Below are 26296 nucleotides of genomic sequence, written 5' to 3' on the forward strand. Positions count from 1 at the left end.
GAATGTCATTATTCAAAAAATCAGCGGCAGAATTACAAGAGCTATTACATAGCAAAGAAATCACAATCGCTGACTTAACTCAAGTTGCATATAATCGCATTAATGCAGTTGATGGCGAAGTAGGTGCATTTTTAGCTTTAAATAAAGAAAACGCATTAGCACAAGCAAAAGAAATGGATGAAGTACCATTTGAAAACCGTGGACCACTTTACGGATTACCGATTGGCGTAAAAGATAATATCGTAACAGAAGGTTTAGAAACAACTTGTGCTTCTAAAATCTTAGAAGGATTCAATCCTATTTATAACGCAACAGTTGTCGAAAAACTAAAAGAAGCGGGTATGATCACAATTGGTAAATTGAACATGGATGAATTTGCAATGGGTTCAGCAAATGAAAACTCTGCGATTAAACCTGTTCATAATCCTTGGAACTTCGCTCATGTACCAGGTGGCTCTTCAGGTGGTTCAGCTGCAGCAGTTGCAGCAGGAGAAGTACCATTCTCATTAGGATCTGATACTGGTGGTTCAATCCGTCAACCAGCTGCTTATTGTGGTGTTGTAGGGATGAAACCAACATATGGTCGCGTATCTCGCTTTGGTTTGGTAGCATTCGCATCATCATTAGACCAAATTGGACCAATTACTCGTAACGTACGCGACAATGCTTTAATTCTTGAAGCAATCGCAGGTGTTGACGAACACGACTCAACTTCAGCAAATGTAGAAGTACCTCACTATGTAGACCAATTAACTGGAGACATTAAAGGTCTTAAAGTTGCTGTACCAAAAGAATATTTAGCTGAAGGTGTAAGTGATGGTGTTCGCACAGCTATCTTAGCTGCTATTGATAAATTAAAAGAGTTAGGTGCTACTGTTGATGAAGTATCACTTCCTCACTCTAAATATGCACTAGCTGCTTACTATATTTTATCTTCATCTGAAGCCTCATCTAACCTTTCTCGTTTCGATGGTATTCGTTATGGTTATCGTGCAGAAGCATCTAACTTAGATGAACTTTACACAAAAACTCGTGCTGAAGGTTTCGGTGATGAAGTAAAACGTCGTATCATGCTTGGTACTTACTCATTATCAGCTGGTACTTACGATGCGTACTATAAAAAAGCACAACAAGTACGTACATTAATCAAACAAGACTTTGATAAAGTATTTGAAGAATATGATGTCATTGTTGGTCCAACAGCTCCAACTACTGCATTCAAAATTGGTGAAAACATCGACGATCCAATGACTGTCTATGCAAATGATATCTTAACTGTTCCAATCAACCTTGCTGGTGTCCCTGCTATCTCCATTCCATGTGGTTTTGATAATGGTCTACCAGTAGGTTTACAAATTATTGGTAAATACTTCGAGGAAGGTACAGTTTACCGTGTGGCAGACACATTTGAACGTGCTACCGACTTCGTTGATAAAACACCTCAAACTTGGGAGGTAAAGTAATATGAATTACGAAACAGTTATTGGTTTAGAAGTACACGTTGAGTTGAAAACAAAATCTAAAATTTTCTCTCCATCTCCTAACCAATTTGGTTCTGAACCAAATACGAATACTTCTGTTATAGACCTTGGTTATCCAGGTGTACTACCTGTTGTAAACAAAGAAGTTGTCAATTATGCAATGCGTGCTGCTCTAGCTCTAAACATGCATATTAACCAACACACTAAATTTGACCGTAAAAACTACTTCTATCCTGATAATCCGAAAGCTTATCAAATTTCACAATTTGATAAACCAATCGGTGAAAATGGTTGGATTGAAATCGAAGTAAACGGTGAGAAAAAACGTATCGGTATCACTCGTATCCATATGGAAGAAGATGCTGGTAAACTTACTCATGGTAAAAACTCTTCATTAGTCGATTACAACCGTCAAGGTACTCCTTTAGTTGAAATCGTATCTGAACCAGATATGCGTACACCTGAAGAAGCTTATGCATACCTTGAAAAACTAAAAGCCATCATCCAATATACAGGTGTTTCAGACGTACGTATGGAAGAAGGTTCTTTACGTTGTGATGCGAATATCTCAATTCGCCCATATGGTCAAGATGAATTCGGTACAAAAACTGAATTGAAAAACTTAAACTCATTTAGTTTTGTACGTAAAGGTCTTGAATATGAAGAACAACGTCAAGCAGCTGTTTTAAATGCCGGTGGCGAAATCAAACAAGAAACTCGTCGTTTTGATGAAAAAACTGGTAAAACAATTCTTATGCGTGTAAAAGAGGGAACAGATGATTACCGTTACTTCCCAGAACCAGACTTGGTTGATATCGTAATCGACGATGAATGGTTAGAACGTGAAAAAGCGATGATTCCAGAACTTCCTGATGCTCGTAAAGAACGTTATGTATCTGAATTTGGTCTACCAGCATACGATGCACATGTATTAACTCTTTCTAAAGAAACAGCAGATTTCTTTGAAGCAACTGTTGCAACAGGTGCAGATGCAAAACTTTCATCTAACTGGTTAATGGGTGAAGTTTCTGCTTACTTAAATGCTGAACAAAAAGAACTTTCAGAAACAGCACTTACTCCAGAAGGTCTTGGCGGTATGATTAAATTAATCACTGCTGGCACAATCTCTTCTAAGATTGCGAAAAAAGTATTTAAAGAACTTGTGACAAACGGTGGCGAAGCTGAAAAAATCGTTAAAGAAAAAGGCCTTGTTCAAATCTCTGATGAAGGCGCACTTCTTAAAATGGTTACAGAAGTTCTTGATAACAACGCTCAATCAATCGAAGACTTTAAAAACGGTAAAGACCGTGCAATTGGCTTCCTAGTAGGTCAAATTATGAAAGCTTCTCGTGGACAAGCAAATCCACAAATGGTAAACAAACTTCTATTAGAAGAAATCCAAAAACGTTAATTCGAAGTTATATAGATGTAGAGCCAACAAATATTTTTGTTGGCTCTATTTTTTACTTAACGTTTTACTCGCGTTCTGTAGGTGAATACTCGCGCTTAGAAGGAAAATACTCGCGTTCTCGCCTAAAATACTCGCGGAATTGGAAATTGTATTTGCGTATAAAACTACTTAAGTCATCGTAATAATAAATAGGTCTGTTTAACAAAGCGTTTATAGATTTGTTAAACAGACCCTTTTTGATAGGTACTTTAAGTATTTTATTGTTACGACAAATAATCCATTCTTCTAAACTAATTCTTTTTATTTCGAAGTAATAATCCTACACCATATATGCCTGCTATAAATGAAACGGTGGCAATCGTATAATAGAAAATATGTCCGCCATATACATTATAAATAAAACCACCAGCAGAAGATGAGATAATCCCCGAAATACCAAAGAATAATAATGCTAACACGGTTTGTCCTGTAGCACGCCATTCACGCGGAACAATTTGATACAAATACTGAATCGCTGCTGTGTAATAGATTGGGAATGTTAACATTTGAAGTAATTGAATCAGTGTGAGCAAAATAGGGCTTTCTACTAATCCTGACAAGTAGAAACGAAGCGCATAGCAGAAAATAGCAAAAGTAATAATGAGTAATTCTTTCCCTTTTCGCAACCACCAAATACTAAGTGCAAACACGAGAATCTCAGTAGCGGCTGAGATAAAAAAAGCAATTCCTACTAGTGACGAATCGCCACCTAAAGTATTGATATGAATTCCTAAAAACGTATCATTCATTCGTGCAGGAATGGAACTGATAAAAATTAAAATTAGAAACAATATCATTTCTTTATTTGTTAATATTTTCTTTAAACCATCGATTGTAACAGGTGTTGAAGTAGTAGGGGCATCAGGAAGTTTCCACATAATCGCAAAGCAAATAATCCCTAACAATACAAAAAGAATAGAGATACTATTCATGCCAAACCATTTCATCACATATCCAACGATTAAGGATAAAACAGCATAGCCCAGTGCACCATATGTACGTACAGAACCATAGCTCGTTCCTGCAGCTTCGGTCATTGTATAGTTTAAACTTTCTGTTAAAGGATCTAACGGCATCAAGAAAAAGTAGACAAGCATTGCAACGATAACAAGGCTCCAAAAGCTACTCATATTAAATAATAGAAAACCACAAACAGCAGTCATCAAAATTAATAAGAGCATAACCTTTCTTAAAGTTTTTCTTTTGTCACTAATCATGCCCCATAAAGGCTGAGCAATGATTGTCACAAAGCCACCCGCCCCAATGATGAGTCCAACTTCACTGGTAGTCAAACCTTGTCCTTTCAAGAATACAGGTAAGAATGGAATGAAAAGCGCTAATAAGCCAAAAAATAAAAAGTTATGCCCTTTTAATAGATTTTGAACATTCAACATATACAATCCTTTCTTTATATCATTCAATAATATTACAGAAATATTGGATTACAAACAAATGATGGAATTTTCAAACTTTTAAGTTGATCGTTTTGCGAAAAAGTAGAGAACCCATTACACTAAAAACAGGAGGGGATTTTTTATATGAAAACAGAGCAGCAATATTTTAATGAAGGTTTACCAATCAAAGATTATATGGAACAAATGACAACATTAAAAGAAGAGAGCTTTAATGTGTATCATACATTTGATTTACCACATGATGAAGATTTTCTTGCTTTATTGAACGAGAAGAAACCACATATCTTGGCCATTACGGAAGATTGGTGTGGAGATGCAATGATGAATAACCCTATTATTCGTCGTATTGCTGAAGAAGCGAATTTGGAGGTAAGAGCGGTATTTCGTGATCAAAATATAGAACTGATCGATCAATACTTAACAAATGGTGGTCGCTCTATACCAATTTACATCTTTTTAGATCAACAAGGGGAAGTCATTGGAAAATGGGGGCCGCGTGCACCGCAATTACAAGAATATGTGTTGAAAAAGAAAACTGAGCTTCCTGCCCAAGATGATCCAACATTTGCAGACAAGCAAAAAGTTTTATTTGCAGGTATTACAAAAGAAAATGCAACCAATGAACAGTTCTGGGGATGGGTTTATGAAGATATTAGTAGAGCACTGATTTTAGCCCTTTCGTAATAAGGAGATTTGCAGTAGATGTCTACTTCGGTATAAAATATATGAAGGTCCATAATTTGAACGAATTCAATAGAACGGCTGCCTCTACATAAATGAACTGAGACAGCCTGTTTTCTGCAATTTTATAGTGAGGAAACTATTTCTGAATGAATTCGTTAACATATATTAGAAATATCGAGAGTAGGAAGGTATAACTATGAAGCGAGCACGTATCATTTATAACCCAACTTCAGGCCGCGAAGTTTTCAAAAAACACTTACCTGAAGTTTTAGCAAAATTAGAAGTTGCAGGCTATGAAACGTCTTGTCATGCGACAACATGTGCAGGTGATGCAACTACTGCTGCTAAAGATGCAGTCGAAAGAAAATTTGATATTATCATCGCTGTAGGTGGAGACGGTACTTTAAACGAAGTCGTCGCAGGTGTTAGTGGATTTGAAAATAGACCTAAAATCGGATTAATTCCGATGGGGACTACAAATGATTTTGCACGTGCAGTACGTATTCCACGAGACATTGACAAAGCAGTTGATATTATTATTGCTGGTGACAGCATTCCTGTAGATGTGGGTCGAGTAAATGATCGCTACTTTATCAATATTGCTGGTGGCGGTCGTATTACTGAACTAACCTACGAAGTTCCAAGTAAACTAAAAACAGTATTAGGCCAACTGGCTTACTACTTAAAGGGTATCGAAATGTTGCCATCCATTAAGGCTACTAAGATGCGTATCGAATATGATGGAGAAGTTTTTGACGATGAAGCAATGATGGTACTTATCGCATTAACAAATTCAGTTGGTGGATTTGAAAAACTTGCTCCGGATGCGAGTCTTAATGATGGATTGTTTTCTGTATTTATCCTAAAAAAATGTAATGTAGCAGATTTTGTTAAAATCGTTACGCTTGCAAGTCGTGGAGAACATATGAAAGATCCGCATATCATTTATGCGAAGGCAAAGCACCTGAAGATTACATCGGATGAAAAAATTCAACTAAACTTAGATGGTGAATATGGTGGAGATGCACCTGCAGAGTTTACAAACTTAAAACAACATATCGAGTTATTTGTACCGATTAACGACATTCGTGAAATAGATCGAATAAAAGAATAACTATTTGCAGTAAAAAGGCTGGAAAGTGATGATACGCTTTCTAGCCTTTTTTTGTAGCTAGAAATAATGTTTAACAAGTTCGCTAGATAACAACATAACATCTGCATTATATTTGGGTGCATTGAGCATATTAGTATTATGTGTTATTTCATCAGCAGCTTCTCTTGCAGTAGCTAAGTTGTTACATAAGCTGCTTCCAATAATCTTGGGATGAAGCAATACTTTTAAAATGTATTTTCATGATTTCCGAATTTTCTCCATATCTTTATCATGAATCCGTTCTTAATTTGTCAAGAATTTGAGGACAGAAAGTTTTTTTTCGGGCGTATATTACGAAGTGAAGGAAGTGCATGCCATGTATAAACAACATGAAAAGAAGTTGATTTGGACTAGTTTTATTGTTGCGGGGATTATGTTGATATCGATGCTAGGGAGAATTTTTGGACATTAAGGAGGCTTAAGAATGGTTAATGATCATGCGGTGTTTTTTAGCCGCCTATTAATAGAACTCACTTTAACGTTTCATATTATTTACGCCACAATTGGTGTCGGTGTTCCACTCATGATAATGATTGCTCAATGGATTGGTATCAAAAAGAATGATGAACACTATATATTGCTCGCTAGGCGTATTGCAAGAGGTTTTGTTATTACGGTAGCTGTTGGTGTTGTGACAGGTACAGCATTAGGGTTACAGTTATCACTTTTATGGCCAAATTTTATGGAGTTAGCTGGTAATGTCATTGCATTACCACTCTTTATGGAAACATTCGCCTTCTTCTTTGAAGCAATTTTCTTAGGCGTATACTTATATACTTGGGATCGCTTTGAAAATCAAAAGAAGCATCTTTTATTATTAATACCAGTAGCTGTTGGTGCTTCTATGTCAGCAATCTTTATCACAATGGTGAATGCGTTTATGAATGCACCACAAGGATTTGAAGTCGTGAATGGACAATTAGTAAACATTCAACCACTCGTTGCAATGTTCAACCCAGCAATGCCAACAAAAGTTGGGCATGTCTTACTGACGGCCTATATGACATCTGCCTTTGTCTTAGCTGCAATTGCTGCTTTTAGAATGCTCAAAGGATCCAGTCATATTTATCATAAGAAGTCATTGTATTTATTTATGAAACTGGGCTTAGTATTTTCTATCGGAACAGCTGTAGTTGGAGATTTCTCAGCAAAGTATTTAGTAGAATATCAACCAGAAAAATTAGCGGCTGCTGAGTGGCATTTTGAAACAGAAAAAGGTGCATCACTATTAGTATTCGGTATTAGAGATGGAGAAGAGATTAAATATGCAATTCGAATTCCATATGCTTTGAGTCTTTTAGCGCACAACAATCCATTCGCAGAAGTAACAGGGTTAAATGAATTTCCAAAAGATGAAACGCCACCACTATATATTCACTTCTTATTCGATTTAATGGTGATGATTGGTTTCTTCATGGTAGGTGTTTCAGCTATTTATGTTATTGGGAAAGTCAGAAGATGGCGATTCATCCATTCAAGATGGTTTAGGTGGGTGGTAGTTGCTGGTGGGCCATTATCCATGATAGCGATTGAAGCAGGATGGTGGTTAGCAGAAGTAGGGAGACAACCATGGATTTTAGTACACTATATGAAAGTTGCAGAAGCAGCAACATCTAGTCAACATGTGGATTTAATGTTTCTCCTCTTCTGCATAGTGTATATAATTCTTGGAATAGGAAGTGTTGTAGTACTTCGACGAATGTTCAAAAAGAATCCGATAGAACGAGAAATTGCAGATCGTCATGCTGAAAAGGGTGGTGGTATTTCATGAATTTAGAAGTACTAGGTATCTCCGTATTGTGGTTATTCTTATTCGGTTATGTGATCATCGGTTCAATTGATTTTGGAGCAGGGTTCTTTAATGCGTATAGCTTAGTAATCGGTAAAAAGCATATTTTAACAAATATTATCCAGCGTTATTTATCACCAGTATGGGAAATTACCAATGTATTTTTAGTCTTCTTCTTTGTAGGAATTGTCGGGTTCTTCCCGAAAACAGCTTACTTCTATGGCACAACTTTACTAGTACCTGCAAGTATTGCGCTTGTGCTACTTGCTATTCGTGGAAGTTACTATGCATTTGAATCGTATGGTTCAAGGGGACATAAAGGATATTCTTTCATGTATGGTTTGTCGGGATTATTAATACCGGCAGCATTATCTGTTGTATTGACCATTTCTGAAGGCGGTTTTGTTACTATTGTCGATAATCGCCCCGTATTAGATTATGGTGCATTATTTACGAGCTCCCTTACGTGGAGTATCGTTGTGCTAGCACTAGCAGCAGTACTATATATCTCAGCTACGTTTCTTACTTGGTATGCCAATAAGGCAGGCGATAGAGAAGCAACAGAGTTATTGCGAAAATATGCGCTCATTTGGGCAGTCCCTTTGGCCATTTCGGTAATCGGTATTATGGTGGAATTACGGAAACATAATATCGAACATTTCAACAAAATGGTTGATTTTTGGTATCTATTTGCGATTTCAGCAGTTATGTTCCTTATTACCCTTTGGTGTATCAGTATAAAACGTAATTACGGTCTTGCGGTATGGCTGTTGATTGGGCAATTTGCATTCGCATTCTTTGGCTATGGCATTTCACATTATCCGTACTTGCTTTATCCATTCCTTACTTTATATGATTCCTTTACAAATCAGGCAATGGCGATTGCTTTAGTTGTAGCTTTTGTTCTGGGGTTATTGTTACTCATTCCGTCATTGTATTTAGTTTTGAAATTGTTCCTATTTGATAAGGATTATGTAAGAGGTAAAGAAGATCACCATGCTTAAAGGAGGAAAAGCCAAATGGAAAAAATTCTTATTTTCTATGGACCATTTATCGTAGTAATTATCTCAATTATTATTGGCTTTTACGTTGCTTCTAAAGATCAATCTGTTACTAAAGATGAAAAATAAAAAGAAATCCAAGGGCAATTATTGAACTGAACCCCGAATAATAGGCACTTTATAAAAAGTACCTATTCGGGGCTTTTTCTATTTAAAAGCCCTCACTAATCGCCATAGATAAATATGAAATCATCAATAAGTGATCGAAAATACCAACAAAAAGATGGTTACTTATCTGTGTAAGTTAGCCAGGATATGTAGAAGAGGTTATTCTTATTGGCTAGAGTGCAAATTCTTACAATGTAAAAAGCCCGACTCTGCATGAAAGAGTCAAGCCTTTAGAAAGTTTTATGAAAATAGTTTGAAATTTATTGATTTTGGAGTTGTTCATCCGAATTATTTTTAATTTCTTTCGCAGATTTAATCGGTTTAAGTGCTGATAATAAGTAAACTATAAGAGCACCTCCACCAATACCCATTAAAACATTACTTGGGCTACCTGTGTAGAAACCTGTACCAAAGTAGAAAATCTCACGTAATCCATCAGCAGCAAAACGCATTGGCATCCAAGTACGTACATAATTTGCAAGGAATGATGGTAACATTTCTGGTGGCATTGTAATTGTACCCATACCGACTAACATCATTACCATAAAAATCATAATCGCAGGTTTTCCAATCCATGCTACAGTTGCTGATACTAACATAAAGAAACAGAAATAGGCAAAAGCAATAAATAATAACACAATGGAATAAGATGGTAAGTTCATACCAGACCATGTTGCAAGTGTTGCAACAGTAAAACCAGAAAGTAAAGCCATTACGATACCTAAAACAATTTGTTCAGCCATGACACTTAAACGATCTGTTCGTTTGGTAAATTTTATTTTTTGTGTTGCAAGAAGTAGCAACATACCACCGATTAAAGCACCTACCCAAGCAGGCATAGCCATCAAAATCGGGGCATTTCCATTAGCTGTAGCCTTTGTAACAGCATTTACACTCTCGATATTTTTGGTAATTGGTGTTGCTAAAGCTTTTACTTGAGTAGCTGTAATATTACGTTTAGACTCTTCTAAACTACTTAAAACTTGTTGTGACACTTGGTTACTTACTGCATCTACAACTGCACTAAGTCCTTGATTTGCATAGTTTGCACCCGTAGAATTCATACCTTGGTTTACTTTAATCGTTACAGCAGCAGGTGTATTTGTCTTGGTAATTGAAGTGACTGCTTCACTAAATCCTTTAGGAATAATAAGCGCAGCATAATATTCTTGGTCATTAAATGATGGATCTAAAGATTTTTCATCATTAACAATCGTAAAATCAAACATTGGTTCTTTACCATCGACACTTTTCTCTTGTGCAAGTAAAGCTTTTTTTAATACAGTTGCCTGTTCCCCATTGTCATTTACAACAAGTGCAACTGGCAAGTTTTCTGGTTTTGGATCTCCTTGCACTACAAGATTAATACTAAAAACAACAAGTATTACAATAACTGCAATAGGAGCAATTAGAGCTAACTTTTGTTTAAATAGACGCATTATCAAAACTCCTTTTCATTTTTAATATCCACTAGACAACGTGTTGAGTGATATAATGTAATTATAGGAACTGTACAAAAATACATCAATCATCAAAAAAAGAAAATGTGTTGAGTGGAATGAAGGAGGAAGCGATGACAAGTATATATGATGAAATGAACTTACAAACGCGAAAAAAAATACAAGATTGTTTTATGGAACTACTTTCTAAAAAAGAATTTTCAAAAGTATCTATAAAGGATATTACAACAAATGCTTCCATAAATAGAGGAACTTTTTATTTACATTATGTAGATAAATATGAACTTCTAGATCAAATAGAAAATCAACTATTAGAAGGTCTAAAAGTACACTTAGAAGCCATGAATATGAAAGATGCAATGGTTAAAGAAAAACACATGGAGATAGCTGTTTTATCCACTGAAGTATTTCGTTACTTTAATCAACATGCAGAACAATTTATGATTTTACTATCCAAAAACAATACTTCTGGTTTCCATTTCCGTTTAAAAAACTTTTTTATCAAACAATTTGAAGTCAATTATTATCGTTCAGAGTTATTTAAAATAGACCCTTCTATTCCAATCGATTATATTTCAGCTTTTGCGGCTTCTGCCATATTAGGGTTAATTGAGCAATGGCTATCCCATGAAAAACGGGAGACTCCCGAAGAAATCGCCAAGCTTTATATGAAAATTTTGTTGTTCATTAAAACAGTTTAAAATATTTAATACTAATAGCGTATAGATAGCATAAGTTGCTTTTTTAAACGATCTATTTTTAAGAGTGCAGTTCACGTAAGCTCTTGGATTTTTTCTTTGCTTAGGTCATGATACAATAGAAGGACTGAAACGGAGGATGCACGAATGACAGCACCAGTAAAGAAAAATAACCGATTATCGGTTTATATAGAAGATTTAACACATGATGGCGCGGGTGTCGCAAAAGTAGAGGGTTATCCGCTCTTTATCCAAGGTGGACTTCCCGACGAACAAGTAGAAGTTCATGTCTTAAAAACGTTGAAAAATTATGGATTTGCTAAAATAGTGACTATTGAAGTGCCATCACCAGACAGAGTGGAGCCTGAGTGTGGTGTTTACGCACAATGTGGCGGTTGTCAGCTCCAACATTTATCTTACGAGGGCCAATTAAAATGGAAAGAAAAAATGGTTCGCAATGTCATGACACGTATTGGTAAAATTGATGCACCTGTTCATCCGGTAAAAGGGATGGACAATCCATGGAATTATCGAAATAAAGCCCAAATCCCATTTGGCTTAAATGGTGATGCCCCAATCGCAGGATTTTATAAAACAAAATCCCACGCCATTGTCGATACAGACCGTTGCCTGATTCAAACACCAGAAGCAGATGCGATTTTAGAAGGCTTAAAACCACAACTTTGGAAATTAGGTATCAAGCCTTATAACGAAGAAACAAAACAAGGCATGTTACGTCACGTCGTTGTTCGTAAAGCACGTGCAACAGATGAAGTAATGGTTGTACTTGTGACGAAAAAACGTAAATTTCCACAGGCAGAAGAGGCTATCGAACTCATTCGCAAGCTTGTGCCAAATGTAAAATCAATCATGCAAAATATTAATGCAGAAAATACAAACGTCATCTTCGGTAACGAAACCATCAACCTTTGGGGACAAGATACGATTGAAGATCATATCGGTGATGTGCGCTTTGAAATTTCAGCTCGATCATTCTATCAAGTTAATCCAATCCAAACAGAAGTCTTGTACAAACAAGCCTTAGACTATGCACAGTTAACTGGGGAGGAAACCGTCATCGATGCCTATTGTGGAATCGGCACCATCTCATTATTCATGGCGAAAAAAGCAAAATATGTCATGGGCGTTGAAATCGTACCGCAAGCGATTGAAGATGCAAAAAGAAACGCTAAACTAAACGGCCTAGACAACACCTACTTCGAGGCAGGCCCAGCAGAAGAAGTGATCCCACGCTGGTACAAAGAAGGCAAAACAGCAGATGTCTTGATGGTAGACCCACCAAGAAAAGGCTGTGACGAAGCATTGTTAAAAACAATCTTAGAACAACGTCCGAAACGTATTGTGTATGTATCATGTAATCCATCCACATTGGCAAGAGATTTACGCATTCTTGAAGATGGTGGATATAAGACGCAGGAAGTGCAGCCTGTTGATATGTTTCCGCATACGGCACATTGTGAAGCAGTGGCGTGGTTGGAGTTGGTATAATAGAAAAAGCAGTTGATATAGAAAAAATCTATACCATCTGCTTTTTTTAATCCCGCATTAACGGGCAGTAAGACCCCTACCTCAAAATTCAGAAGAAGTTAGGTGGGGGATCAACTGCCCGTAAAAGCCCGATTGGTTCGGACCAACAAGATGTTGGTCATTCAGGTGTTGCCACAGGACGTGGCGTTTTTAACCGGAGTTCCTATATTTCAGTGGGGGATGAAGAAAACCCCACTGATTAAAGTTTCACTTTATAAAAATACCATTCAGGGCCGATTTTCGTTACAATAAACCTTGCCAAAACATTGCAGATTTTCACAATAGTATTTCACAAATTATGAATATCCAAATGTACTTGTGTTTGATAATAAGTGATTAAGCATGATATAAGTGTAAAAGAAGTGGAACATTTGGCTTTTTGACATACCGTTTAAAGTTGTATGCATAATGAGAGGATATGAGTTTAAAATGATCGATAATTTTTGGCGTGATTTACCACGACCATTTTTTGTACTTGCACCAATGGAAGATGTGACGGATGTTGTTTTTCGTCATGTCGTAAGTAAAGCAGGTAGACCGGATGTATTTTTTACAGAGTTTACAAATACGGATAGCTATTGTCATCCAGAGGGAATGAAAAGTGTGCGTGGCCGTTTGTTGTTTACAGAAGATGAACAGCCAATGGTGGCACATATTTGGGGGGATAATCCCGAATATTTCCGTCAAATGAGTATTGGCATGGCAGAGCTGGGATTTAAAGGTATCGATATTAATATGGGCTGCCCTGTACCGAATGTGGCATCAAGAGGGAAAGGTAGTGGCCTTATTCTGCGTCCAGACGTTGCGGCAGAACTTATTCAAGCAGCAAAAGCGGGCGGACTGCCTGTCAGTGTGAAAACACGACTTGGCTATAAGGATGTAAATGAGTGGGAAGAGTGGCTAACGCATATTTTAAAACAGGATATTGCGAACCTTTCTATTCATTTACGTACAAGAAAGGAAATGAGCAAAGTAGATGCGCATTGGGATCTAATTCCGGAAATCAAAAAGTTACGTGACCGTATCGCACCAAATACGCTATTAACCATCAATGGAGACATTCCTGACCGTGAAACTGGGCTGCAGCTTGCAAAAACATATGGTATTGATGGCATTATGATCGGGCGAGGTATTTTTAAAAATCCTTTTGCTTTTGAAAAAGAGCCAAAAGAGCATAGCAGTAAAGAATATCTTGATCTTTTAAGACTGCAGCTTGATCTTCAAGATCAATATGCGGAAGTACTGCCACGTTCAATCACAGGGCTTCATCGCTTTTTCAAAATTTATGTCAAAGGATTCCCTGGAGCTGCTGAATTAAGAAATCAATTGATGAACACGAAATCAACAGATGAAGTGCGTGCATTGCTTGATCACTTTGGAAAAGAATGTTGATGGGACAGGGTCAGTGAAATGATGTAATGCTCAAAAAGTTAGAGGAAAATGAATACGTTAATGTAATAATCCAACCAGCACACCTGTGTTGCCTCATACACTTACCACGTTGGGAGCGGTTGCGAGGTTGAAGTTACCGTAATTATATTAAAAGAACGAATTCCAATTGGTGGAATTCGTTCTTTTTTGCTTGTTAATGAGAATTGTCGCTCAACACATTATAGAAAGAAGCTTATAAATGTGAAGAAAATGAAGAATATAAAATAAATTTTTTGCTCAGTGAAAGTTTAAAAGGAAATGGAAACTTGTTTGTCGAAATAAATGAATATTTCGACAAAAATAGGGGTAGGTGAATAGACTATGGTTTTTAAAGATGCACATACAAAAGAAGCGACTATTTTTAACCATATTGGAAATAAAATAAAAACAGAAGACAGAGAGATTAATATCATTGCTCGATTAGAAAAACCACTTGTCGTCGTTTTAGGCTCGGTATTGGATGATGAGGAATGCGATGTACTAATTCAGTTGGCAAAAGAACGCCTTCAACGTTCTAAAATCGGAGGAACCCGAGAAGTCAGCGATATACGAACAAGCAACGGTGCGTTTTTAACAGACATCAACAATGATCTCCTTGCGAGGGTACAAAAAAGGGTATCGGTCATTATGGGGATTCCTATAGAGCACGGAGAAGGGCTTCATATTCTGAACTATCAACCGGGTCAAGAGTACAAAGAACATTTTGATTATTTCGCTTCTACAAGTAAAGCTGCGAGTAACAATCGAATCGCAACGCTTGTGATTTACTTAAATGATGTGGAAGAGGGAGGAAACACCTTTTTTCCAAAGCTAAACTTTTCTGTTAGTCCGCAAAAGGGCATGGCAGTGTACTTTGAATATTTTTATAACGATCAAATGTTAAACGAATTAACGTTGCACGGAGGAGCTCCAGTTGTAAAGGGAGAAAAGTGGTTAGCCACACAATGGATGAGAAGGCAGAAAATAAACTAAATCGACCTAGTAAACGATTCGTTCATCGAATCCTTTCAAATCAATAGTTTTTTTCGAGTATAGAAAGCTGTCACATTTTCTTAATAGACTAGATACCACTGAAATAGGAAACGAGCCGGGTATTAAATCCACTAGCATGTTATAACAGTAAAATGAGCATAGATAGCGCAGTAAACAATTCAGAAGGCGCGTTAATAGGGAATACAGGAGTCCTGTTGAACTTCTGATATAGTTAAAAGTGGTTCTTAACATTATATGAGGAGGTTTAGTATGGAAAATGAAAAAAAGGTGTTGTCACCCGACCAACAGGAAGAAATACTCGGAATATTGCAAGTGCGTTTCGAGAAAAACATGAATCGTCATAATGGATTTGAATGGTCGAATGTACAGGCGAAGATCGAATCCAATAGTGAAAAACTGTGGTCGCTCAATGAAATGGAGATTACTGGCGGCGAACCGGATGTTGTTGGTTATGATAAAAAGGCGGACGAGTACATTTTTTGTGATTGTTCAGTGGAAAGTCCTAAAGGGCGCAGAAGTATCTGTTACGACCGTGAAGCATTGGAATCAAGGAAAAAACATAAACCAGAAAATAACGTTATGGATATGGCTACTGCAATGGGTATTGAGCTTTTAACAGAAGAACAATACAGGAAGTTGCAGAAACTTGGAAATTTCGATACAAAAACATCAAGCTGGGTGAAAACACCTGCTAATATACGAAAACTCGGTGGAGCCATCTTTTGTGATCGTCGCTATGACACTGTCTTTGTGTACCACAATGGAGCAGAATCCTATTATGCTGGAAGAGGTTTTCGGGGCTTGCTAAGGGTCTAGTTTTTATAGTAAAATGCTACCCTATGTTAGGGGACATAGGGGCATATTTCGCAAAAAGGTTATATGATCTCTTTGGTTATTTTTAATAGCATTATGAAGCAGTGGTTTGGTGGAGATAGCGTACATAAAAAAAGCGTATTCCTAATTGTGGAATGCGTTTTTTTATTTTTATGTGCTAGTATAGCTGATCATGCTACTTATTTCATTATTCAAAGTCTATTCTAGAAATTTACTTTTAAACAAAAATGTGAGAATAATAAAAAAGATAAAAACTTTTATAATATTGTATTTTGAACGAGTTTTCTAACAATATTTAATGTCTTAGTTATAATGCTATAATTGTTCAAGTAGAAAATAGAAGGTTGCAAAAGGCTCTTTTATTTTATTTATCATGCCTAATTTTTTACTGGGGTGAATTACTCTAAATTTACTTTAGGTAGAGATAATTAGTAAAAATTAATTTAGGAGGGGAATTATGTCTTGGTTTGATAATATACTAAGCGAAGTAAATACAATTTTGTATTCGTATGTATTAATTATATTGTTAATAGGAGCAGGTCTTTTCTTTAGCATTAAAACAAAGTTTATTCAATTTCGATTGATTCCTGAAATGTTTAAACTTCTTACAGAAAAAGCCCCAAAAGATAAATCAGGAAGAAAAGGAATATCCTCATTCCAAGCCTTTACAGTGTCTGCTGCATCTCGTATTGGTACTGGTAATATTGCAGGGGTTGCAACAGCAATTGCACTAGGTGGGCCAGGTGCTGTATTTTGGATGTGGATAGTTGCATTAATTGGTGGAGCATCTGCACTAATTGAAAGTACATTAGCACAGGTTTATAAAGTTAAAGATCAAAGTACTGGAATGTATCGTGGTGGCCCTGCCTATTATATGGAAAAGGGTTTAAAAAAACGATGGATGGGTGTTCTGTTTGCAATTGTTATTACGTTAACATATGGTTTTGTTTTTAATGCGGTACAAGCAAACACCATTACAATTGCTTTTAAAGAAAGCTTTGGTACAGATCGCGTCGTTGTTGGTATAATATTAGCTGTTTTAACAGGAATTATTGTCTTTGGTGGATTAAAACGTATTGTAAGTGTCACTCAAATAATTGTTCCGGTTATGGCGATTGCTTATATATTCATTGCACTCCTTGTTGTGGTTTTAAATATTACAGAACTTCCAAAAGTGTTAGTTCTTATTATTAAATCTGCTTTTGGATTAAAAGAAGCATTTGCAGGAATGCTAGGAGCAGCAATCATGAATGGGGTTAAACGTGGTTTATTCTCCAACGAAGCGGGTATGGGTTCTGCCCCGAATGCAGCAGCAACAGCATCAGTTACTCACCCTGTAAAGCAAGGTTTAATTCAAACATTAGGTGTATTTATTGATACAATACTAGTTTGTACTTCAACTGCAGCAATCGTATTACTAAGTGATGCATATCTTAAATCGAATGCAGCTTCAGTAAATTTAACACAAGCTTCATTGGTTGGAAATCTAGGTGATTGGGCAGGAATCTTTTTAGCAGTAGCCGTATTTTTGTTTGCATTTAGTACGGTTATTGGTAACTACTACTATGGTGAAACAAATATTGGTTTTATTAAAAAGTCAAAAACTAGCTTACTAATATTCCGTATTTTTGTAGTAGCTTTTGTAATGTTTGGTTCCGTAGCAAAAGTTCAAGTTGTATGGGATTTAGCGGATCTATTTATGGCTATTATGGCGATCATAAACTTGCTTGCTATTCTGATGCTTTGGAAAGTAGCAAAACCAGTTATTAACGATTACTTAACTCAACGTAAAAAAGGGAAAGACCCAGTATTCTACAAGAAGGACGTACCAAATATTGGCGATGTAAATTGTTGGGGCTACGAAGAAGAAGATCGTTAAACTATATATGAAAAGAACGAATCCTCTAGTTGGGATTCGTTTTTTTTATATTAATTTATAAAACAACACATCAGATTTCTCCAAGACTACAGGGGATTTTCAAAAAACTTATCCTATTAACATCTATATACAAAGGTTATTTTCAACAATTATGATATTAATTCATTTTAAAAGCTGCTTATCTTATATAAAAAATTTCTTTTTTTTACAATATTGTTTATTTTAAATTAACTAACCATTAATTCTCTATTTACATTGGAAGAGTAACCTTAATTGTGAAATTATACTACGAAAAAAGGTGGGGTATTAATGAAACGAAAGAATGTTCTAGTAGCAGTTTCCCTTGCAACAGTTATTCTTGGATCGACAACCGGCTATGCAGCATACACAAATTTTGTTGGACCAAAAGAAGATGGAACAGCTGTAACGCCTCATGGTTGGACAGTAACACCTTCTGGTGAGCAAATAACACTCGGGGATTTCCCAATGGGTGGCGCAATAAGTCCGGACCATCGTTATCTAATTGTTTCAAATGATGGACAAGGTGAGCAATCTTTACAAGTTGTTGATATAAAAAGTCAACAAGTTGTCCAAACGGTTCCTTACAAATCTCCAGAAGCCCTCTATTATGGAGTTGTTTTCTCACCAGATGGAAAAAAAGTATTTGCATCAGCAGGGGGTAACAATAAGATTCGGGTTTATGAGTTTGAGAATGGAAAGTTAACTGAACAGTCTTCTATTAAACTTACAAATGAAAACAATACAAACTTCTACCCTGCTGGAATTTCAATTTCACAGGATGGAAAGTTCCTCTTTGTTGCGAATAATTTAAACCACTCCATTTCAAAGATTGACCTTACCTCCAATCAAATAGTGAAAACAACCCCTGTAGGTAAGCATCCCTACGCTGCTGTTATGAGTCATGATGGAAGTTCTCTATATGTCAGCAACTGGGGTGAAAGTAGCGTTAGCATCATTGATCCTAATACTTTAACAATCAAAAAAACGATTCCTGTAGGTCTTCACCCGAATGCTATCATTGAAGACCCTGAAAGAAATATGATGTACGTATCCAATTCCGATAGTGATTCTATTTCATTGGTAGATACAAAGCTACAAAGAGAAATCAAAACAATTTCTGTAACTCCAGATAATAAGGGCCTTACAGGAAGTCAACCAAATGCCCTTTCATTAAGCAAAGATGGAAAAACGTTATACGTGGCTAATGGAGGAAATAATGATGTGGCAGTCATTGACTTGAATGCAGGCAGTGTAAAAGGTTTAATTCCAACTGCTTGGTATCCAAGCGGAATCTATTTAGAGAATGACAAATTAATGGTGCTAAATGGAAAAGGATTAGGAGCTGGTTCAAATCGAGAAGGTCAGTATATTGGCAGTATGATTAAAGGAACCATGTCTTTTATCGATGTACCTGATGATCAGGAACTAAAAAAATATACGAAAAAAGTTGAAAAGAATAATGAAATTTATAAACCAACTGGATTCAGTGCAAGTGAAAAATTTCCAATTCCTCGCTTTGAAGGACAAGAGTCACCTATTAAACATGTCATATACGTAATTAAGGAAAATCGTACGTATGATCAAGTATTTGGTGATATGGAAAAAGGAAATGGGGATTCTACCTTAACGATTTTTGGTAAAAAAATTACGCCAAATATTCACAAACTTGCAGATCAATTCGTCTTATTGGACAATTTTTACGCAAACGCTGAAATCAGCGCACAAGGTCATAACTGGTCCACAGCGGCTCAAGCCAACGATTATGTAGAGAAAAACTGGTTTGCAAACTACTCAGGTAGAAACCGTAGTTATGACTTCGAAGGAGGAAATGAAGCAGCCTACCCAAAAGCAGGATTTTTATGGACAAACGCAGCTCGTTCAGGTGTGTCCTTTAGAAGTTATGGAGAATTTACAGAATATGATCAAAAAACTGGGAAATATGTAGCTTCTGAAGCGAGCTTGGGTAATAATTTTGATCCTGATTATCCATCCTATAACCTCAAAATTTCAGATCTTACTCGTTTTGACGCTTGGGCAGAAGAATATAAGCAATATGTAAAGAATGGGAATCTTCCTCAACTGCAAATTGTACGTCTGCCTAACGACCATACTCTTGGAACAAAAAAAGGAGAACTAACTCCTCAGGCAATGGTTGCTCAAAATGATTATGCACTTGGAAAATTGGTCGAGATGGTAAGTCATTCGCCATATTGGAAAGACACAGCTATTTTTGTGACGGAAGATGACGCTCAAAATGGATGGGATTCTGTTGATGCTCATCGTACAACCTCACTTGTGATCAGCCCATATACACAAACAGGAAATGTGGACAGTACACTTTATGATACAACGTCTATGCTCCGTACGATGGAAATGATTTTGGGAATGAAGCCAATGACACAGTATGATGCTTCTGCTGTCCCAATGATTAATACTTTTACCAATAAACCTAATTTTAAATCATTTGAAGTAGAACAACCAACTTATCCACTTGACCAAAAAAACGGAGCAAATGCACCAATGGCAGCGGAATCTGCATCACTGGATTTCTCAGGAGTGGATCATGCTAATCCAGATAAACTAAACAAAATTCTTTGGAAAGCAACAAAAGGAGATAAACCTTATCCTGGCGATAAAAGTTCAAATAAATAATAAAAAGGATCCATTATCGTAAATTTTATCTTTGAAAATAGTTATAACCAATATTTTAGTGTGGTCGGACACTTTTGACCACACTCTTTCTTTTACAACACATCTTAATTTAAGGAAGGTTTTCTTAGATGATTCGATTGATTGAGGGAATCATGAAACGATCGGTACTCATTCTTACGGTTGTTGTTCTCATTTTAGCATGGGGTGCAATGTCAGCATTCCAGATGCAACGTGACTATTTACCGCCTATTAACAATACGGCACTAATTGTAACTATTCAAGCAGATCAATACCAAGCAGATCAGGTTAAGCAAATCATTACTTCTAAAGTAGAAGAAGCTGTCGGAACAGTGAATAGGCTAGACTATATGGAGTCTAACTCATTTGATGGAGGTTTGATGGCGAGTCTTTACTTTCCTAGTCATACAAATATGGAGAAAGCAGAAAACGATGTCAGGTCCGTGATTGAAAAGGTGAAATGGCCTGATGGTGTAAAAACACCTCAAATCACCCGTGTCAGTACAAACTCGTTTCCAGTCATGCGAATAAGTTTGAAGAGCGGTTCTGATGAAATAAATGAAAATCAATTGCGTACCTCACTTCAAGAAAAAGTAGCCAGCGAAATTAAACATATACCGGGTGTTAGGGAAGTTCGCGTAACTGGGGCAGGAAAAGATGGATTCATATTGACATTAAATGAGGAGTTACTAAACAAATATGATTTAACGATAAAAGATGTCCAAAATGCACTCTCATCTATTCAACCAGCTTTATCGCAGGGAACAATCCAAGCAACAGGTGGATTAGAGGGGAAAATAACGATTCCATTCCGAGTGAAAGATTGGCCAGTCACAACCTCTTACCTGAGAAATGTAAAAATACCAACTAAAAATGGTGGCTCTATAAGTTTACAAGAGGTTGCAAAAATCGACCAAAATATTATCGACTTAAAAACTATTTCTAGAACTGGAGGGCAGCCAAGTGTTATTCTTGATATTTTAAAAACCCCTTCAGCAAACGTTACTGATGTAACCGAAAGAATAAATGAAAGAATCAAGATCAATCCAGAAATAAAATCTGGGGCTATTGATTTTTCAGTGTTATTAGATCAAGGAAATGAAATTAATTCTGCATTACAAGGATTAATAAAGGAAGGTTTACTTGGAGTTATCTTTTCAATTGTATGTGTATTTTTATTTTTCAAGAATGTTCGCTCTACTATTATCATCGCCTTGTCTTTGCTAATTTGTCTTCTTGCTACAACTGCAATACTTCATGTTATGGATGTTAGTTTAAATATCTTAACTATTTCTGGTTTAATAGTGGCGATGGGGCGTGTAGTTGATGATTCCATTGTGGTTATTGACAATATATATCGTAAGCTTAAGAACGAAACAGGCGGCCAAGTTACCAAACGCCAGTTAGCGGTAGGGGTCGTCGAGATGATTCCAGCTATCTCTTCTTCTACTGCAACCACCGTAGCTGTATTTCTACCTATTTCACTCATTGGTGGCATGATTAGCTCGGCTTTTTCTGGATTCGCCTGGTCCGTTGTAATTGCACTTGTGACTTCACTTGCAGTTTCTATCTTGATTGTACCTACATTGGCCTATAGCCTTTTGAAAAAAAAGACCCTTTCCAAGTCAGTTGAATTGGAGAAGAAAGCTCAAGACGTTCTCCAAAGAGTATTTTTGAGAAAAAAAATGATTGCTATGCTCGCTGTGTTCCTGGTTGGAATTACAATTATCAGAGCTTTCTTTATTCCGTTAAACTTTTTTCCAAATGGAAATATAAAAGATGTAGCAATTCAGGTTGAACTACCTGAGCAAGCCCTACTTTCAGATGTAGATGCTGAAGTGAGAAATATTGAAACCATTTTAAAGAACATTCCAGAGGTGAAAACCTATTCTTCTACACTAGGTTCTTCGTTTACACCGATGTTTGACGATGTTTTTGATGAAGGGGGAGGATGGATACAGAAACAAAATATTGCAAATATCTCAGTTGTGGTCAAAGATACAACTGATATTGATCTATTTGTGGAAAAGTTACGTAATCAGCTGGGGGTGTTATCAACAACAGCTGTTTACACGGTATCCAATCAAAATATTTCAGGAGATGATTCTAGGTTAAAAGTCATTCTCTCAGGGACAGATCAACGCAAACTTGAAGCTGCTTCCATTTTAGTTAGAAGTAAACTTCAAATGATACCTGGGCTAAGTATCGAAGGCACAGCCAATGACGCTGATACACCAATCAAACACTATCTTTCACTAAATATTGAAAAAATCCAGAGATTAGGTATTCATATAAATGAAGTTATCAATAGAATAAACAGCTATTTGCCGCAAAAGATAAGAATGGATCTAACCACCGTAGACAATATAACTCCTATAGAGCTTCGGATAGATAAACAGGAACTTCTCATTGGTACAGATCCACAACCTGAAAAGACCATTTTATCCAAAATTGGCAATGAAACATTTATCGCTAAGGATGGCTCAAAAGTATCTTTAGCAGAAATAGCTACCTTACAGACAAGTTCTCAAACCATGATTAGTGAACGGGATGGTCGACCATTTTCCGCTATAACAGGAAATATTATTACAAGAGACATCGGAAACGTAACTAAGCAAGTGAAAGATACAATGGAAAGTCTGAATTTACCTTCGGGTGTTGAATATTCGATTGGAGGGATCTCTCAACAAGTCAAACAAATGATAATGGAAATGAGCCTTGCATTAGCCTTATCCCTTCTTCTTGTGCTCATGATTATCAGTGCCGTATTTCGTGGTTGGCAAGCACCAATTGCTGTATTGCTTTGCATTCCAATGGCGATGATTGGTTCGGTGTGGAGTATGACGATTTTTCAAATCGAATGGAATTTGGCAGCATTGATTGGGTTGTTAATGCTCACTGGAATCGTGGTAACAAACGGAATTGTCCTCGTCGATAAAATTGAAAGAAATCTTGCAGAAGGAATGGAAACTAGACAAGCAATTTTACTTGGAACAGCAACAAGGGTTAGACCTGTATTAATAACTGCAGGAACAACTATCTTAACACTACTTCCATTAGCATTTTCAAATAATGGCAATACAGTTGTTTCTCAAACACTTAGCATTGTCGTAATTGGTGGTATGACCACTTCAACTGTTATCTGCCTTCTGGTTATTCCAATTGTCTATGAATGGCTGAGTAAAAAAGGAACTAAAACCAAAGATACGAACGAAAAACAAGTAGCCGCTTAATCGATAGTCTTTGCTGATATTTCTAGCAATTAGGTTGGAGTTTTGTAACTCGAGCTCTAACACCATGATCTAAAGAACGAATCCTCTAATCAGGATTCGTTTTTTTTAATCTTCTTTCTAATAGTATATTTATGCTATTAATTCAGGTATATTTTTAAAGGTGAGAGTTTTTATTTATCTAAATATGATCCGAAAAGTATAACAATTTTTTATCGACAGGATAAAACTAGTCTTATATGTTACACCAATTAGATAGAAAGAAGGGCTATTATGAAAACATACATAGGTGAAATACTTTTATTCATAACTGCTATTATTTGGGGAAGTGGTTATATTGGGATGAAATTGGGGTTAGAACATCTCACTGTTTTTCAGGTAATGGCTGGTCGTTTTATTGTTGCAACGGTTTTATTATGTTTGATCTTCCATAAAAAATTAAAACTTATTAGTAAGTCAGTCTTATGGAAAGGAACGGTACTTGGAGTAATTCTTTTTATTGCTTTTACTGTGCAGACTATTGGACTTGATTATACGACACCTTCAAAAAATGCATTTTTAACAGCCGTTAATGTAATGATCGTACCTGTTATTGCCTATATCATCTATAAAAGAAGATTTGACGGTTTTGAAATGGTAGCAGCCATGTTAGCTATTTTAGGGATTGGCTTTCTATCTTTGCAAGGTTCTATGGCTATTAATATTGGAGATTTCCTTTCCCTTGTGAGCGCAGTAGGATTTGCTTTTGATATTTTTTATACAAATATGTTTGTAAAAACAGAAGATGCACTAGCATTAACAATTGTTCAATTTTTTACGGCTTCGGTATTAAGTATTATGGCGGTAATTTTATTGGGAGAGGTACCAACAGTTGTATCGACAGAGGGTATTTCCGTTATTTTATATTTAGGCATATTATGCACGACCGTTGCATACGTTTGTCAAAATATCGGGATGCAGTATGCAGATCCAACAAAATCAGCACTTATTTTATCAACAGAGGCGCTTTTTGGAACAATCTTCTCTGTGATTATGTTAGATGAAATATTAACGGTTCGTATGATCATTGGTGGCATACTTATTTTAGTGGCGGTTATTGTTGCTGAAGTAAAGCCCACTTATAAACACCAAAAGCAACCAGAGAAAAGTGTATAACTAGATACAGAGGTGATTATGTTGGCGAATGAAAAACTTTTTACAGCTATATATATCCCAAAAACACCGTTTATAAATGGAAGACTAAAGCCAAGTAAAGAAAATAAATATCATTTTAAATTGATTGAAAGCAAGAAAATGGGAGATATCCTTTATCATTTTATTTATGAAAGAGGAGGAAAAATAATTCACAGTTATTATTTTGTGAACGACCCAAAAGATAAAACAGATAGATATATATTTGTAGAAAATAATGAATTGTACAAGGATTTTATTGCACAGTTCTCGGGAAAAAGCCAGGACTATGGGGAAGAATTCATGGATGTCTATTTAGATGTACATCATCCTGAAGAAGTACTTGCAAAACTAACTCATGAATATAACAGTAGATTTTATGAAGAAAATGAACCTACTCCTTTATGTCATCTGTATGGTCAGCGATACTGGCATGATGAAGCGTATATGATTGGAAACCGAATTGCTTTAGTCGAACTTAGAGAAGCAATTGATATTGCATTAAAGAATGGAGAAAAAAGAATTGTTTCATCTTCAGCAGATGGAGAAGGATATGAATTATTCATTAAATGTGTTGAAGATGATTTTGATTGGGAAGAGATTGAATTGCCATATCATGACAGAGAATGCTATGTACCGAATGAACCCACGCCACGTAAAATTTTTAAAAACTATAAACTCTAAATGTAAAAATATGTTTTAGTTATAACAAATAATCGAAAAATATGCTCCGTTCAATTGAAAAGTACCAATTTAATTTTTTTTTTGCTTAATTGCAGAATGAATTTAGGATATACTTTTAGAGTCCTATATTTTTTTAGATAATGTAGAAACTAAATTTATTTATAGAAGGTTTTATTGGAGGATTATGATGAATTACAAAATTATGAACAAACAAGTATTTGAACAGGCACAGCTACGTTCAGTTTCAGATGTTCCATTTACTGAAGAAGAACTTCAAAATGGTATGTTATTAGCAGTTTCAAAGGCAGATGAGACGCTTTCTTTGTATTTAGTGGATGTAGACGGTCAGAAGAAATTCGATGTCCGTTGGGATGATTCATCCGAAATTTTCAGCGGTTGGTATTCTGCTTGGGATAACTTCTGTTGGTGCCTAAATGTAGTCGATCAACAAAAATAGTCAATTTTATAAGTTTGACCGAAAACAAAAATTTTTTGTTTTCGGTTTTTTTATTTGTTACTTAGAGAAAATGATATTAT

Annotated in this window: 20 protein-coding genes; 18 read left to right on the plus strand and 2 right to left on the minus strand. The window is 36.1% G+C overall.

Annotated elements, in window-relative coordinates; genetic code table 11:
• Positions 1-2: 2 nt before the first annotated feature.
• Positions 3-1463 carry an Asp-tRNA(Asn)/Glu-tRNA(Gln) amidotransferase subunit GatA gene (gatA, locus tag CEF14_RS16655; protein ID WP_102693858.1) on the plus strand — a complete coding sequence of 487 codons (1461 nt, stop codon included), beginning with the start codon at positions 3-5 and terminating at the stop codon, positions 1461-1463.
• Between the two features lies 1 nt (position 1464).
• The gene (gatB, locus tag CEF14_RS16660; RefSeq protein ID WP_102693859.1) at positions 1465-2892 is read left to right on the plus strand and encodes an Asp-tRNA(Asn)/Glu-tRNA(Gln) amidotransferase subunit GatB; all 1428 of its coding nucleotides are present in this window, start codon (positions 1465-1467) and stop codon (positions 2890-2892) included.
• Positions 2893-3182: 290 nt separating this feature from the next.
• Here the strand turns inward: gatB and CEF14_RS16665 are convergent, their stop codons facing one another.
• Complete coding sequence (locus tag CEF14_RS16665) at positions 3183-4325, minus strand: MFS transporter (RefSeq protein WP_102693860.1); 1143 nt, start codon at positions 4323-4325, stop codon at positions 3183-3185.
• Between the two features lie 144 nt (positions 4326-4469).
• On the opposite strand from CEF14_RS16665, the gene CEF14_RS16670 reads away from it, so the two are divergent.
• The 5 genes from CEF14_RS16670 to cydS all read left to right on the plus strand — a co-directional run bounded on the left by CEF14_RS16670 (position 4470) and on the right by cydS (position 9102).
• A complete protein-coding gene (locus tag CEF14_RS16670) occupies positions 4470-5030 on the plus strand; it encodes a thioredoxin family protein (RefSeq protein WP_102693861.1) in 561 nt (186 codons plus the stop codon).
• 196 nt (positions 5031-5226) lie between these two features.
• Positions 5227-6144, plus strand: coding sequence for a diacylglycerol kinase (locus CEF14_RS16675; RefSeq protein ID WP_102693862.1), 918 nt, complete (start codon positions 5227-5229; stop codon positions 6142-6144).
• A gap of 463 nt (positions 6145-6607) precedes the next feature.
• Positions 6608-7954: a cytochrome ubiquinol oxidase subunit I gene (locus CEF14_RS16680; protein ID WP_102693863.1), complete on the plus strand. Its 1347-nt coding sequence runs from the start codon at positions 6608-6610 to the stop codon at positions 7952-7954.
• A complete protein-coding gene (locus CEF14_RS16685; RefSeq protein WP_102693864.1) occupies positions 7951-8976 on the plus strand; it encodes a cytochrome d ubiquinol oxidase subunit II in 1026 nt (341 codons plus the stop codon). Before CEF14_RS16680 ends, CEF14_RS16685 begins: the two co-directional genes overlap by 4 nt.
• A 15-nt stretch (positions 8977-8991) precedes the next feature.
• Positions 8992-9102 (plus strand): cytochrome bd oxidase small subunit CydS family protein, encoded by a 111-nt coding sequence (gene cydS / locus CEF14_RS19505; protein WP_407690461.1) that lies wholly within the window; start codon positions 8992-8994, stop codon positions 9100-9102.
• A gap of 299 nt (positions 9103-9401) precedes the next feature.
• Here cydS and CEF14_RS16690 read toward each other — a convergent pair whose 3' ends face one another.
• Positions 9402-10580 (minus strand): YhgE/Pip domain-containing protein, encoded by a 1179-nt coding sequence (locus CEF14_RS16690; protein ID WP_102693865.1) that lies wholly within the window; start codon positions 10578-10580, stop codon positions 9402-9404.
• 134 nt (positions 10581-10714) lie between these two features.
• Here CEF14_RS16690 and CEF14_RS16695 point away from each other — a divergent pair, with 134 nt between their 5' ends.
• From CEF14_RS16695 to CEF14_RS16750, 11 genes are all read left to right on the plus strand, one after another.
• The gene (locus tag CEF14_RS16695) at positions 10715-11302 is read left to right on the plus strand and encodes a TetR/AcrR family transcriptional regulator (protein ID WP_170061537.1); all 588 of its coding nucleotides are present in this window, start codon (positions 10715-10717) and stop codon (positions 11300-11302) included.
• Between the two features lie 144 nt (positions 11303-11446).
• Complete coding sequence (rlmD, locus tag CEF14_RS16700) at positions 11447-12808, plus strand: 23S rRNA (uracil(1939)-C(5))-methyltransferase RlmD (protein WP_102693867.1); 1362 nt, start codon at positions 11447-11449, stop codon at positions 12806-12808.
• Between the two features lie 447 nt (positions 12809-13255).
• Positions 13256-14239 (plus strand): tRNA dihydrouridine synthase, encoded by a 984-nt coding sequence (locus CEF14_RS16710; protein WP_211284627.1) that lies wholly within the window; start codon positions 13256-13258, stop codon positions 14237-14239.
• A gap of 360 nt (positions 14240-14599) precedes the next feature.
• A complete protein-coding gene (locus CEF14_RS16715; protein WP_102693870.1) occupies positions 14600-15250 on the plus strand; it encodes a 2OG-Fe(II) oxygenase in 651 nt (216 codons plus the stop codon).
• 270 nt (positions 15251-15520) lie between these two features.
• The gene (locus tag CEF14_RS16720; protein ID WP_102693871.1) at positions 15521-16087 is read left to right on the plus strand and encodes a DUF4256 domain-containing protein; all 567 of its coding nucleotides are present in this window, start codon (positions 15521-15523) and stop codon (positions 16085-16087) included.
• 475 nt (positions 16088-16562) lie between these two features.
• The gene (locus CEF14_RS16725) at positions 16563-17984 is read left to right on the plus strand and encodes an alanine/glycine:cation symporter family protein (protein WP_102693872.1); all 1422 of its coding nucleotides are present in this window, start codon (positions 16563-16565) and stop codon (positions 17982-17984) included.
• A 309-nt stretch (positions 17985-18293) separates the two neighbouring features.
• Positions 18294-20657, plus strand: a complete 2364-nt coding sequence (locus CEF14_RS16730; protein ID WP_102693873.1) for a bifunctional YncE family protein/alkaline phosphatase family protein — start codon at positions 18294-18296, stop codon at positions 20655-20657.
• Between the two features lie 128 nt (positions 20658-20785).
• The gene (locus tag CEF14_RS16735) at positions 20786-23908 is read left to right on the plus strand and encodes an efflux RND transporter permease subunit (RefSeq protein ID WP_102693874.1); all 3123 of its coding nucleotides are present in this window, start codon (positions 20786-20788) and stop codon (positions 23906-23908) included.
• 270 nt (positions 23909-24178) lie between these two features.
• Entirely contained in the window at positions 24179-25060 is an 882-nt protein-coding gene (locus tag CEF14_RS16740) for a DMT family transporter (RefSeq protein ID WP_102693875.1), read from the plus strand.
• 21 nt (positions 25061-25081) lie between these two features.
• Positions 25082-25759 (plus strand): hypothetical protein, encoded by a 678-nt coding sequence (locus CEF14_RS16745; protein WP_102693876.1) that lies wholly within the window; start codon positions 25082-25084, stop codon positions 25757-25759.
• 187 nt (positions 25760-25946) lie between these two features.
• Positions 25947-26216, plus strand: a complete 270-nt coding sequence (locus CEF14_RS16750; RefSeq protein WP_102693877.1) for a hypothetical protein — start codon at positions 25947-25949, stop codon at positions 26214-26216.
• Positions 26217-26296: the final 80 nt, after the last annotated feature.

Origin of the sequence: Rummeliibacillus pycnus, assembly GCF_002884495.1 — a bacterium.
In the GTDB taxonomy this organism is placed as follows: domain Bacteria; phylum Bacillota; class Bacilli; order Bacillales_A; family Planococcaceae; genus Rummeliibacillus; species Rummeliibacillus pycnus.